The 12,307-nt window shown below is 65.2% G+C and carries 10 protein-coding genes and 2 pseudogenes; 7 read left to right on the top strand and 5 right to left on the bottom strand.

Features of this window, described 5'->3' with window-relative positions; all coding sequences use genetic code 11:
* The first annotated feature begins 3 nt into the window (after nt 1-3).
* From CHEID_RS10525 to CHEID_RS02020, 5 genes and pseudogenes are all read left to right on the top strand, one after another.
* Nucleotides 4-2,567: pseudogene (locus CHEID_RS10525) on the top strand (ABC transporter permease).
* Nucleotides 2,568-2,794: 227 nt separating this feature from the next.
* Nucleotides 2,795-3,157 (top strand): lipase family protein, encoded by a 363-nt coding sequence (locus tag CHEID_RS02005; protein WP_238599290.1) that lies wholly within the window; start codon nt 2,795-2,797, stop codon nt 3,155-3,157.
* An 18-nt stretch (nt 3,158-3,175) separates the two neighbouring features.
* Nucleotides 3,176-3,298, top strand: a complete 123-nt coding sequence (locus tag CHEID_RS02010; protein WP_273661214.1) for a hypothetical protein — start codon at nt 3,176-3,178, stop codon at nt 3,296-3,298.
* 18 nt (nt 3,299-3,316) lie between these two features.
* Nucleotides 3,317-3,511 (top strand): annotated as a pseudogene (locus CHEID_RS02015) (lipase family protein); the annotation flags it as partial.
* A 69-nt stretch (nt 3,512-3,580) separates the two neighbouring features.
* Nucleotides 3,581-4,621, top strand: coding sequence for an alpha/beta hydrolase family protein (locus CHEID_RS02020; protein WP_273661215.1), 1,041 nt, complete (start codon nt 3,581-3,583; stop codon nt 4,619-4,621).
* A 40-nt stretch (nt 4,622-4,661) separates the two neighbouring features.
* Here CHEID_RS02020 and CHEID_RS02025 read toward each other — a convergent pair whose 3' ends face one another.
* From CHEID_RS02025 to CHEID_RS02040, 4 genes are all read right to left on the bottom strand, one after another.
* A complete protein-coding gene (locus CHEID_RS02025; RefSeq protein WP_420536393.1) occupies nt 4,662-5,840 on the bottom strand; it encodes an MFS transporter in 1,179 nt (392 codons plus the stop codon).
* 309 nt (nt 5,841-6,149) lie between these two features.
* Nucleotides 6,150-6,686, bottom strand: coding sequence for a MarR family winged helix-turn-helix transcriptional regulator (locus CHEID_RS02030; protein ID WP_181645896.1), 537 nt, complete (start codon nt 6,684-6,686; stop codon nt 6,150-6,152).
* A 116-nt stretch (nt 6,687-6,802) separates the two neighbouring features.
* Nucleotides 6,803-7,462: a DUF3239 domain-containing protein gene (locus CHEID_RS02035; protein WP_112769243.1), complete on the bottom strand. Its 660-nt coding sequence runs from the start codon at nt 7,460-7,462 to the stop codon at nt 6,803-6,805.
* A 169-nt stretch (nt 7,463-7,631) separates the two neighbouring features.
* Entirely contained in the window at nt 7,632-9,293 is a 1,662-nt protein-coding gene (locus tag CHEID_RS02040) for a DNA repair helicase XPB (protein WP_181645897.1), read from the bottom strand.
* A 130-nt stretch (nt 9,294-9,423) separates the two neighbouring features.
* Between CHEID_RS02040 and CHEID_RS02045 the strand changes: the two genes are divergently transcribed.
* Nucleotides 9,424-10,956, top strand: coding sequence for an SDR family oxidoreductase (locus tag CHEID_RS02045; RefSeq protein ID WP_112769241.1), 1,533 nt, complete (start codon nt 9,424-9,426; stop codon nt 10,954-10,956).
* Nucleotides 10,957-10,975: 19 nt separating this feature from the next.
* On the opposite strand, the gene CHEID_RS02050 is transcribed toward CHEID_RS02045, so the two are convergent.
* On the bottom strand, nt 10,976-11,758 hold the full coding sequence (locus CHEID_RS02050; protein ID WP_112769240.1) for an SDR family oxidoreductase: 783 nt from the start codon (nt 11,756-11,758) through the stop codon (nt 10,976-10,978).
* 51 nt (nt 11,759-11,809) lie between these two features.
* Between CHEID_RS02050 and CHEID_RS02055 the strand changes: the two genes are divergently transcribed.
* On the top strand, nt 11,810-12,232 hold the full coding sequence (locus CHEID_RS02055; RefSeq protein ID WP_146743840.1) for a hypothetical protein: 423 nt from the start codon (nt 11,810-11,812) through the stop codon (nt 12,230-12,232).
* The last annotated feature ends 75 nt before the right edge of the window (nt 12,233-12,307 follow it).

Raw genomic sequence — 12,307 nt, forward strand, 5'->3', positions numbered from 1 at the left:
GCCATGCGCCGGATCAGCCTTCGCAGCATTGCTGCCCACAAGGTACGACTCGGCCTCACGATTCTCGCCGTCGTCCTCGGCACGGCCTTCGTCGCCGGTTCGTTCATGTTCACGGCCTCCCTCTCCAAGTCTTTCGACGGCATCGTGCAGGATTCCCTGTCCAGCGTCGACGCGGTGATCACACCGAAGGACGGTCAGGGTGCCGTCCTACCGCCGGGAACTCTAGAGAAGATCTCGAGCAACCCCGCCGTGGGCAAGGTGAACGTATCCGGGGAAACGACCGTGGTTGTTGCCGACGAGAATCGCCACGCCCTGTCCACCGGGGGTGCGCCCACCCAGGTATCGCCGTACTACGAGCCGGACGAGACAGTCGGCAAGCCCGTGCCCATAGTCCAAGGCGCGTCCCCCAAGAAACCGGACGAGGTTGTGGTTAACGACGCCGCTGCCAAGGCGCACGGCATCTCGGCAGGGGACAAACTCCTCATCGTGGACCCAATGGGCAAGCGCTCGGTGACCGTGTCCGGGGTCTACTCCACAAACGTCAATGGTGGCGGATACATCGGTATCGGAATGATGCCGGAGGCCTACCTGAAGAATTACGCCCAGGGTGGAATGGTTTCCCGGCTCTACGTGTCGGCGAAGCCCGGCACCGACCAACCCCAATTGCTCGAGGCCCTCCGCAAGGATTGTCCAGAAGCGAAGGTGCGGACCGGGCCGGAAGTCTCCGAGGAGCTATCCGGCAAGATCACGAAGGCCCTAAGCTTCATCAACTACTTCCTCATCGCTTTCGGCCTTGTCGGCCTGCTGGTGGGCACCTTCATCATCGCGAACACCTTCTCCATGATTGTGGCGCAACGGATGCGGGAATTCGCCCTCCTCAGGGCACTGGGAGTCTCCCGAGGCCAGCTCACAACATCCGTCGTTTTCGAGGCCATCGTTATCGGCCTGCTGGGCTCGCTCCTCGGCGTTCTCGCCGGGGTGGGTCTCGTTCGCCTCATTTACGCCGGCATGGAAGCCTTCGGCGCGGGATTGCCCGTCGGCGGGGTCGGGATCACCCCCGCCTCGATTATCGTCCCCTTGCTCTTGGGGTTGCTCGTCACGGTCGTATCCGCCTGGGCCCCGGCCCGGCGGGCAGGTGCCGTCCGCCCGGTGGAGGCCATGCGGTCCGGCGATGCTAGCTCCGCCAGCCCACTGAAGCTCCGGTCCCTCATGGGTGCGCTCGCCGTCGCCCTCGGCGTGGCCTGTGCCCTGTTTGGTGTCTGGTTGGACGCCAAGACCGCGCCGCGGGCCTCACTCGTCGGGGTGGGGGCAGTTCTTCTCATCCTCGGGGTGTTCCTCGTATCCCCTGCCATTTCTATCCCCGTGGTGCCGACGATCGGGCGCGTGGTGGGGCCCCCTTCCGGTGGGTGGGGCGATTGGCGTCCACAAATTCCCGACGCAACCCCCGGCGTACCGCAACGACCGCCTTCGCCCTCACCTTGGGGGTGGCGCTGGTGACCATGATCGGGATGCTGGGCGCTTCCATGAAGGCCGCCATCAGCGACGTGATCGAATCGACCGTGACCTCCGACTACGTCGTCGCCGGGCCCTCCTCGGGGCAATTCCCGCTTCCCCAAGGGGTCATCGACGACGTCTCGAAGGTGGATGGCGTCAACCAGGTAGTGGTGATCGGGGCGGCCCCGGTGAAGATCGCCGGCCAGCAGACCGCCGGTTTCGGCGTGCCGCTCACGGCCTATGGTCAGGGGGACATGGCCGCAGCCGTCAAGGCGGAGAATGTGCACGGCAGCCTCGATCTCCGCAAACCCGGTTTCATCGCCGATACCAAGATCGCCGCGGCCAAGGGCTGGAGAATCGGCGATACCGTGCCGCTGAGCACGGACGAGCTCGGAGAATTCGGCACAGCCACCCTGCTGGGCACCTACGACCCGCTTCAGACGTTGGGCCCGGCCGTCGTCTCCTACGAAAGCCTCAAGCCACTGGTGGACGCCGGGGCCGTGGGACCCCAGCGGGGAATGAGCCCCTATCTGGCTTTCGTGGATACCCAGGAAGCCAACGGCACCCCGGGCGGCAAGGAAACGAGGGATCGCCTCAGCCGCGCCGTTGAGCCCTACATCGTCGCCCAAGTGCAGACGCCCACGGAGTACGCCGGTTCCCAGGCGGTGACGGTCGACCAGATGCTCAACACCCTGTACGGGTTATTGGGGCTGGCGGTCGTCATCGCCATCCTGGGCATTGTGAACACCTTGGCCCTCAACGTCATCGAGCGGCGCCAAGAAGTCGGCATGCTGCGTGCGGTGGGGACGCAGCGCCGACAAATCCGAACAATGATCACCCTCGAAGCGGTGCAGATCGCCATCTACGGCGCCCTGATGGGTGTGGCCATTGGCCTCATCGTTGGTTGGGCCTTCCTCAAGGTGCTCCGGGGAGAGGGGATCTCCGTCATCGCGGTGCCGTGGTCCCAGATCGTGGCGATGGTTGCGGGTAGTGGGGTGGTGGGCGTTATCGCTGCGCTGTGGCCCTCGGTGAAGGCAAGCAGAACGCCGCCACTAGCTGCCATCGGAGAATAGCTCGGTCGGCCCGAATCGAGGGGACCTAGGCCGCCCCGGGGGGGGGTGAGGAGGGCGCCCGGGGGGATGAGGGGCGAAGGGGGTGCCCGGCGATTTCGGGCCGTGCGAAACTGTTGTGATTTGGCCCACAAACAGAGTTGCGTCCGATACTTCTGTGGCCCATGAACTACTGACGTTTCTCCCTCAAAACCGGGGCCGGTCCCCATAACCGCGGCGGTGCGCGCACTATGGTGACCGGCCAGGGGGAGAAGTTCGGCAAGGTGGGGTTCTACGGTTACTGCCAGGGCGGGGGTGCCTCGGCCGCCGCGGTAGAAGAGGCCGCGTCCTACGCCCCCGATCTCGAGGTGGCCGGGGCGTACGACTCCGCACCTCCGGTGGACCTCAGTGCCGTCCAGCGCAACATCGATGGTTCCGACCTCGTCGGCGCCATCGGTTTCACCATCAACTCGGTGCTGAACTACTACCCCCAGCTTAAGCCCGTGCTGGCCGAGCGTCTCTCGGACCAGGGCATGAGCATGCTCGACCACATCTCCAACAAGTGCACCAACGAGATCACCGATGTGTACGGGCACCAGCACACCTCCGAATGATCCAAAAATGACCGCAGCTTGGATGCTCACCTCAGGGAGATCCCCGAAGCTCAGGTCGCCCTGGAGGACCAGCGCATTGGGAATGGGCGTCCCCAAGTCCCGGTGATGATCATTTCCGGACGCTACGATCAGAACGTTTAGTACCACCAGGCCAGGGATCTCGCCGCGCGGTGGTGCGAGAAGGGCGCGACAGTGGTGTACCGCAACGACGTGGTGCCGCCCATCGGTGAGTACAACCACTTCGCGCAGGCGGTCTCTGGCCATCCTTTCGGGGTGAGCTTCCTGCTGGATCGGTTCAATGGCTTGCCCGTGCAGGGGGCCTGCGGTCAACCGGGTGGCCTGCCGGGGTCTTAGGCGCCTGCGGGGCTCGCAGGCGACCTGCCGGGGTCCTAAAGGCGTGCCGTGCTCCTAGAATGGGGCAGCATGACACAGCGTGATGGCTCCTCCAACGGCCCCCGGACCGGTTCTACCTCCCCCAACTCGGATATCGCCCCGTTACCGGGCTCCGACCGGGACGTGCAGGAAGGCGTCGCCCCGCTCACGGTGACGGAGCAGCTCGAGCAGTTGCACAACTTCATCGAAGACAACTACCCGGATATCTTCCAATCCATCACCACGGATGCCGGCGCCCCGTACACCTCCGCAGGCGCGCCGGTGCCGGCGTCGATAAAGGATGCCACCGAGCGCATGTGGGCCAAGCTGCCAGACCTGCTTACCCATTCCAGCCTGCTCGTTCTCGGGGCGGGCCTGGATCATTCCATGCCCCACGTGGCCTTCACCCGCTCTGGGGTTTCGGCCGTCGATTGGGACGAGGTGCCGGGCCTGCCCGCGCTGCCCGAGGGGGTACGCGCAACGGTTTGTCGCCCCGATCGGCCGAGCGGCGCGGTTGCCATCAGCTTGTACGGCGGCCCGGGGTGGTGCGGGGATGGCCTGAGCCACGAGCAACTGTGGTTGCCCCTCTTCGCCGCCCTGGCGCAGCAATCCGGGGTGACGGTCGTGGATGTTGTCTACCCGTTGCCCGCGGAGGGGAGCACCGCGGCCACGCAGGCCGCCGTCGGCGAGGTGTGGAACGCGGTCCGGGATCACCGGGGTCTTCTTGGTGGTGACGCCAACAACGGCGCGTCCACGGGGGTCATCGCTTTTGGTAGCGGCTTCGTCGCCGGCGCAAAGGTGTTGGGGGAGGCGGACTGGATCGTCGCCCTGTCCCCCCGGGTGCCCGAGGGGTTTGCCGTGGACTTGTCCTCTCCGCGCGTGATGGTGTCCCTGGCCCAACGGGACACGCGGGCCACGCCGGAGGAAGAGGTGCGGGCATTCTGCGAGGAACATGCGGGTCACGCGGAGTTCCACAGTGTGGTCGCGGAGCACTTCATTGCCCCGCCCTCCGTGTGGCGGGAACGGGTGGAGCACCTCGGGCGTTGGATGGCCCAGCTCGATCGTCATCAGGATCAGCCGCGGGTTGACTGACTCCCCGTCGCGGACGGGGAGGGGAGGGCGTAAGGGGGGCTTAGCCCTGGCTGGGGTCGTGGGCCTCGACGAAGGCCCGCGCATCGAGGAGCGGCAGGAGAGCGATGACCAGTACGCCGGCGGCGACGAAGTAGGGGATGCTGGGGCTGTACTGCTCACCGAGGTGAGCCGCGGTGACGGGTGCCGCGGCGCCGCCGATCCAGCGGACGAAGTTGTAGCCGGCCGAGGCGATGGGCTGCGGGGTATTGGACACCCCCGTTGCCATCTCCGTGTACATGGTGTTGTTGATGCCGAGCAGCGCACCGGAGATCACAACGAGTGCAATGACCACCGGAATGGAGCGGTGGAACGCGCCGAGTCCGACGAGCACGAGTGCGAGCCCCGTAAGAACGCTGAGCGTGGTGTTCGCCGTGCCGAACTTGGCTTGGATTGCCGGTGCGACCATCACGGAGAACACCGCCAGGGCAGTGCCCCAACCGAAGAAGACGGCACCCACCCCGTAGGCCCCCATGTGCAGGATGAAGGGCGTGAAGGCCAAGACCGTGAAGAACCCGAAGTAGTAGAACAGCGCGCTGAGGGAAACACCGAATAGGCCCCGGTGAGTCAGTGCACGCAGGGGATCCAGAACGCTGGACCTCTTGGCTGGCTTCTGCGTGGCGGGCAGGCGGAGGAGGATGAGAATGGCGGCAATGGCCATGAGTACCGCAGTGCCGAGGAAGGGAGCGCGCCAGTGCATGCCGCCCAACAGTGCTCCGGCAAGGGGGCCCACGGCCATTCCCACGCCCAGGGCGGCCTCGTAAAGGATGACGGCTGTGGCTTTCCCGCCCGAAGCTACGGAGACGATGACCGCGAGGGCTGTGGCTACGAACAGGGAGTTCCCCACGCCCCATCCGGCGCGGAAGCCTACGAGCTGTCCGACGGTCGTGGAGAGGCCGGACAGTGCTGCGAAGACCACGATGAGGGTCAACCCGACCAGCAGGGTGGCCTTACCGCCGATGCGCGAGGAAATCGCGCCAGTGACGAGCATCATCACTGCTGTGACCGCGAAGTAGCTGGTAAACAGCATGGATACCTGGGCCGCCGTGGCATGGAGGTTCTCCGCAATGGCCGGAAGGATCGGGTCCACCAGCCCGATGCCCATGAAGGCGAAGGCCGTGGCCATGGCCGTCACCCACACGGCAATGGGCTGCCGGAGAATGGACTGGGTGTTGTCCCCCACGACGGTGTGGTGGGAGTGCTCGGCAGAGCGCGAGTGCTCGGTGGGAACGGCTGTCACTCAAGGATCCTTTCGGTCGTTTCCATGCGTATTCCGGTGAAGCGCACCGCTTCCTTGCTCGAACCCCCCGCGCTGACCCCATCAACGGGCGTGTGCAGTCGGGGCCCCTCCCCCTCTCTATAGTTGCGCTATCTAAAACTGTGCCATAGATAACTCCGGATCCCTAATTGGGGCGGGGCTCAAGGGGGATCTCGGAGGAAAGGAGGGGGCGCAGTGGCGGTTAGGCCCGGGTGGCGCGGGGATGGACGGGCTCTAGTGGTCCCGACGGGGGCTGACAAACTCCTGCGCGGTCCGCTTGAGCACTTCCAGTCCGTCCTGCAAGGCGCGCCGATCCTTGGCGTCCAACTTCTGCAGGACCTCTGCCAGGGCGCGGTCGCGAGCGCTGTCGTTGTGGTTAGCGATGGCGCGGCCTTCCCCGGTTAGGGTGATGAGGGTGATGCGGGCATCGTCGGGGGACACGGCCCTCTCCACATAACCCAGCTTTTCCAGGCGACTGACGTGTTGGCTCATCGTCGGCTGCGAGACTGCCTTAAGGCGGGTGAGTAGCGTGATGTTGAGCGGGCCCTCCCGTAGCGAGTTGAGCGTAGCCAATTGCGAGGTTGTGAGTTCGAACCCCTCGTCCATGAGGCGGACCATGTGCACGCCGGAGCGCATCGCTGACCGCAGCGTCGAGGCGAGGTCGAGTACTTCATTACGAGTGGACGGTGAACTGCTTCCGGAGGTGGAGGTCTGCCCGGGGGCAGGCTCGTCGCTATGCGCGTCGGAGGAATTCGTGGATTGAGGTGCCATGTGATCCATTGTAACGCATAGGAGTGCTATGTATAAATCGAATCGCCCCAAACACATTTAGATTTTTGCGTGGCGCTAGCTCCGAATTTGCTATATGGGGGTGGTGTGCTCCCGCGCTAGGTGAGCGGCAGCAAATCCCGCTTCGTCTGGCGCACCTCTGCTAATCGGTCGACGTTCTTTTCCAGCCTTGCCCACTGTGCCGCCGGGATCGCCTGCTCGGCAGCCCGCCACACGGTTTCGTCACCCGTTCCCCAGGCCACCGGCATGGGGGAGATCTCGTCGAACACGTGCTGGTTGCGGATTGTGCGCACTCCCGTGACCGCCATGGAGGGCACGCGCGCACCCACCTCCCGGGGAATTCCCGGCACCGACGTCACTGTCCGGGCGACCAGCGCCGGCTTGCGCACCGTCGCCGCGCTCCGCGCTGCCGGATCCGCATCCGCGTCAACCAGTGCGAGCAGCACCATATCCCGGGCATTCACCTCCGCCACGACGGCGGGGGCCAGGGCGTACATGTCGTAGTATCGCTGCGGGTTACCCATCGTGCGGGGAAGAACCGGGATGACCACCAGGCATAGCAGGGCGAAGGTCAGCAAGATGGCTGCCAGGGCGATCGCCTTGTAGCGCACGCCCATGACCGCCACCACAACCACGGCCCCGGTCACCAACAGCGCGGCGAGCACCCCAGCGGCGATCTGCAGGCGGCGGGCATCGCGAAAGAACTCGTTGTGCCTTCGGGCGTACGCCTCATCCACAACAAACGAAAAATCGGTCATTATTCACGGCCTTTCATTTCGCGCTTTCCGTCTTGCGCGCTAACTCTTTCGCGGTCACCTCGCGCCCGCCGGACCCGAACTCTCGTCCGCCGACCCCAAGGGGGAGCAGGGGTGCGTTGCACGCAACGAGAGCCCCCCGCGCCCGGCGCCGAACCCAAGTTGCTGGGTTCTAGGCAGAGGCGTCGGGTAGATCCACGCTGTCTATTATGCGATACCCATACCCTTGCTCCGCCAGGAATCGCTGGCGGTGCGCGGCATAGTCCGCATCGAGGGTATCCCTTGCCACGATGGAGTAGAAAAAGGCCCCTCCGCCACCGGGCTTCGGCCGTAGAATCCGCCCCAGGCGCTGTGCTTCCTCCTGGCGGGAGCCAAACGTTCCGGAGATCTGGATTGCCACCGACGCGCCGGGCAGGTCTACCGAGAAGTTCGCCACCTTGCTCACCACCAGCGTCTGCACCTCTCCGTCGCGGAATTGCTGGTAGAGCTTCTCCCGCTTCGCGTTTCGGGTGGACCCGTCGATAACGGGCACCCCAAGTTGCTCGGCGATGTCCTGTAGCTGGTCCACGTAGGCGCCGATGATGAGGGTTGGTTCATCGGGGTGCATGCTCAGGATCTGCCGCACGACCCGGGTCTTCACCCCGCTGGTGGCGGCCAGGCGATACTTATCCGTTTGCTCCGCCGTGGCGTAGACCATGCGCTCTGCATCCGTCAGTTGCACGCGCACCTCGGTGCAATCTGCGGGGGCAATCCACCCCTGGGCCTCGATATCCTTCCAGGGCGCGTCGTAGCGCTTGGGCCCGATGAGGCTGAACACGTCCCCCTCCCGGCCGTCCTCGCGCACGAGGGTGGCGGTCAGCCCCAGGCGCCGACGGGACTGCAAGTCACTGGTCATTCGAAACACTGGCGCGGGCAGCAGGTGCACCTCGTCGTAGATGATGAGCCCCCAGTCGCGGGAATCGAACAGTTCCAGGGCTTTGAATTCGCCCTTGGTTTTGCGCGTGATCACCTGATAGGTGGCAATTGTGACGGGGCGAATTTGCTTGCGCTCCCCGGAATACTCGCCGATTTCCTCGGCCGTCAGCGTAGTACGGCGCAGCAGTTCATCGCGCCATTGGTGCCCCGCGACGGTGTTCGTCACGAGGATGAGGGTGGTCGCCTGGGCCTTGGCCATGCTCGCCGCGCCCACCATCGTCTTGCCCGCCCCGCAGGGCAGTACGACCACCCCGGAACCGCCCTCCCAGAAGCTGTCCGTGGCCATCTGCTGGTAATCCCGGAGCTGCCATTGTTCCTCGTCGGTGGACAGTTGGATGGGGTGGGCTTCCCCGTCGACATATCCGGCCTGGTCATCGGCGGGCCAGCCCACCTTGAGCAGTTCCTGCTTTAGCCGACCGCGTTCGGAGGGGTGGACAACGACCGTATCCGCATCCACCTGGGTGCCGAGCATGGGTTTGATCTTCCGGTGGCGCTGAATCTCGGCCAGGACTGCCGGGTCCGTGCTTTCCAGGACGAGCCCGTGGGCGGGGTGTTTGACCAGCGTCAGGCGCCCGTAGCGGTCCATTGTGTCCGCGATGTCGATGAGGAGCGGCTGGGGCACGGGGAAGCGAGAGTAGGTCTCGAGGACGTGCATGACTTGTTCTGCGTCGTGCCCGGCGGCCCGCGCGTTCCACAGCGCCAGCGGCGTGATGCGGTAGGTGTGGATGTGCTCCGGGGCTCGCTCTAGCTCGGCGAAGGGGGCCAGGGCGTTGCGGGCGTCGGAGGCGTCGGGGTGGCCGATCTCCAGCAGCACGGTTTTATCGGACTGCACGATGAGGGGGCCGTCTCCTAGTCCCACGCTGGTGCCTCCTTTGGCAGGTCGATGGTGCTCTTCGTTCTTCTTCATTATCGACGCCTCCTCCCGGCGCGCTGGTCTTGGGTTGCTCGCCGGGAGGTGAATCAATGCTTTTCGTTGGTAGGATTACCGCATGCCGGACATGCTACGAGCCACGGTGGATCACACCGCCGCCCACCCTTCCCGCCGCGTCCTTGTCACCGGAGCAACCGGTTATGTTGGCGGGCGCCTCATCCCAGAGCTGCTTTCTGCGGGCTTTACGGTCCGCGCCACTTCCCGCAACGAGGACAGCCTGAAGCGTTTCGACTGGTACGAGGACGTGGAAACGGCGGAGGCGGACCTGCAGGACGAGCAAAGCGTGCGCGCTGCCTGCGAGGGAGTGGACGTTCTGTTCTACCTTGTCCACTCTATGGGGGGCAAGGATGAGGACTTCGAGGAGGTGGAGAAGAAGGTCGCCACCGCCGTGGCGAACGCCGCCCGGGACGCCGGAGTGCAGCAGATCGTGTACCTCTCCGGGCTGCATCCGAAAAATGTGGAGATGGAGGATCTGTCCAAGCACATGCGCTCGCGGGAGCGGGTGGCCAAGATCCTCCTGGACTCAGAGACTCCAACGATCGTCTACCGCGCCGCGACCCTTATCGGGTCTGGTTCGGCGTCCTTCGAAATCATCCGCCACCTTGTCGAGCGGTTGCCCGTGATGCTGGCCCCGAAGTGGATCACCAACAGCATCGAGCCCATTTCCATCCGGGATGCCCTCTACTACTTGCTGCGGGCTGCGGACTTAAACAAACCCGTGAACCGTGGTTTCGATATCGGCTGTGGCAAGGTCTACGAGTTTGCTGATCTGCTGCGGCTCTATGGGAAGGCCCGGGGCCTGCGACGGCTCGTCACCGGGGTGCCCCTGCCACTGCCGACGGACAAGCTGTCTGGGATGTGGATCGGGTTAGTTACGCCGGTGCCTACGAGCTTGGCCATCCCGCTAGCCCAGTCCATGCAGGAGGATGCCGTCACCCAAGAGCACGACATTGCGGAGTACATCCCAGATCCCCCAGAGGGCCTGAGTAGCTACGAGACCGCCGTGCAACGAGCGATAGAGAAAGACCTGCGCGGTGGAGTGACGACCTCCTGGGACGGCTCCTGGAATGCCGTCGCCGACCCGGCCTCCTCCCTGCCGAGTGACCCGGAGTGGGCCGGCAAGGACATGTATAAGGACGTCCGTACGATGCGTACGGACGTGCCCGTCGACAAGGTCTGGCCCGTCATCGAGGGCATCGGTGGCGATAAGGGCTGGTACTCGGCGCCCATTCTCTGGGAGATCCGGGGCCTCATGGACAAGGTCCTGGGGGGCCCGGGCCTCGGCGGTCGACGCGATCCTAAGAGCCTGCAGGTCAACGACCGCGTGGACTGGTGGCGGGTGGAAGCCATCGACCGGCCCCATCGCCTGGTACTGCGGGCCGAGATGAAGCTCTCCGGCAAGGCGTGGCTGGTGCTGGAGCTCAGAGAGGTCGAGGAGGACGGCAAAAAGCTCACGGAGTACAAGCAGTCCGCGCTGTACCAGCCCAAGGGGCTGCTGGGCCGGGCCTACTGGTGGGCGGTCTATCCCTTCCACTTCTTCATCTTCCCGCTGATGGATCGCAACATCCTCGCGGAGGCGAAAAAGCAGTAGCGGTCACGCCGGGGGGGGGTTAGAGCCGCACCTTGCGGGACGTAGTCAGCTTCGCGTTGACGAAGCGCGTCAACCATGGCGGGGAGAAGTGCGCTCCCGCATGTAACAGCTTGGCCTGCCACCCGGCGGGGAAGTGCACCTTCACCGGGGTGCGGCGCCGGTCGGTGGCGGCGCGGACCACCTCTGCGGCGACATCCTCCGGCTGGAGCCGCACCCCCAATCGGCGGGTGCCGGTCGTACTGATCCCATCCAACATCTGGGTCTGGGCGTACAGGGGCAACACGCAGCGGACCTCGATGCCCTCCTGCTCCCACTCCAGGTTCAGCGCCTCTGTCAGTCCGAGAACAGCGAACTTGCTAGCCGAGTATGTGGCCATCTCGGGAGTACCCACGATGGCCGCGGCGCTGGAGAGGTTGACCAGGCGGCCGCGAGGGGAGCGCCGCAGATAGGGATAGGCGGCCCGGGCCCCGAAGAGCACCCCGTTGACGTTGACGCTCGTCGTCGCTGCGTCCTTGTCATAGGAGCCTGCGTCTATGAAGGCCCCGGCGTAGAGGATCCCCGCATTGTTGATGAGAACATCGATCCCGCCTGCCCGTTCCGCGAAGTCCGCCAGGGCGGCTTCCCACGAGTCGGGTTTGGTTACGTCCACGGTTCCACTAATGATGCGGTCCCCGTGCGCAGCGGCCCAGGAGAAGTCCCCCTTCACGTCATAGGCGCCGACGATATTGCCCTGAGCTGCGAGTATCTCTGCCGTTGCGCGGCCGATGCCGCGGGCCGCCCCGGAAATGAAAATGCGATCCATGCCTGCCACTGTAGATACAAGCCGCCCACCCCACTACGGTGGAAGGCGATTATGACGTCCTCACTCAATTCATTCAGCTCAGTCCGTCCCCAGTCCCGGCCGCAGCGCGCCCGTCGGCTCCGTCTCGCCGGTGCCGCGGGCCTCGCCGCGAGCGCACTGTTGATCGTGGGAGGGGCGACCACCGCCGCTGTGGCGGAGCCCCTGCCGCGCACCGACACCGTTCCAGGAGGCCCTTGGGTGCAAGAAGTCACCGCACAGATGAACCCCCGGCAGGCCGTGGAGTTCGCCATCGCCGACGCGGAACACGTCCACCTACACCAGTTGCTACGCGATGTGCACTGGACGAGCCCGACCGATGCCCAGGCCTGGATGGCGGAAGGGGCCACCGCACCCGCCGATTCTGTCGCCGCCGCGCAGCTCACGGATTTCGCCGCAGCTCGGGGCGTGAATCTGCAGATTCTTGCCGCCCGCTGACCCCCGGGAGGGCACCGCTTGAGCCCCCGCCCCCGTCCGGAGCATCCCGTCGGACACCGAGTCGTCCCGGGGGCA

The sequence above is a fragment of the Corynebacterium heidelbergense genome (genome assembly GCF_028609845.1).
GTDB lineage: Bacteria > Actinomycetota > Actinomycetes > Mycobacteriales > Mycobacteriaceae > Corynebacterium > Corynebacterium heidelbergense.

Coding starts and splice junctions, on each gene's coding strand:
- CHEID_RS02005 (WP_238599290.1), top strand. CDS start 2,795: ATGGTGACCGGCCAGGGGGAGAAGTTCGGCAAGGTGGGGTTCTACGGT.
- CHEID_RS02020 (WP_273661215.1), top strand. CDS start 3,581: ATGACACAGCGTGATGGCTCCTCCAACGGCCCCCGGACCGGTTCTACC.
- CHEID_RS02030 (WP_181645896.1), bottom strand. CDS start 6,686: ATGGCACCTCAATCCACGAATTCCTCCGACGCGCATAGCGACGAGCCT.
- CHEID_RS02035 (WP_112769243.1), bottom strand. CDS start 7,462: ATGACCGATTTTTCGTTTGTTGTGGATGAGGCGTACGCCCGAAGGCAC.
- CHEID_RS02045 (WP_112769241.1), top strand. CDS start 9,424: ATGCCGGACATGCTACGAGCCACGGTGGATCACACCGCCGCCCACCCT.
- CHEID_RS02050 (WP_112769240.1), bottom strand. CDS start 11,758: ATGGATCGCATTTTCATTTCCGGGGCGGCCCGCGGCATCGGCCGCGCA.
- CHEID_RS02055 (WP_146743840.1), top strand. CDS start 11,810: ATGACGTCCTCACTCAATTCATTCAGCTCAGTCCGTCCCCAGTCCCGG.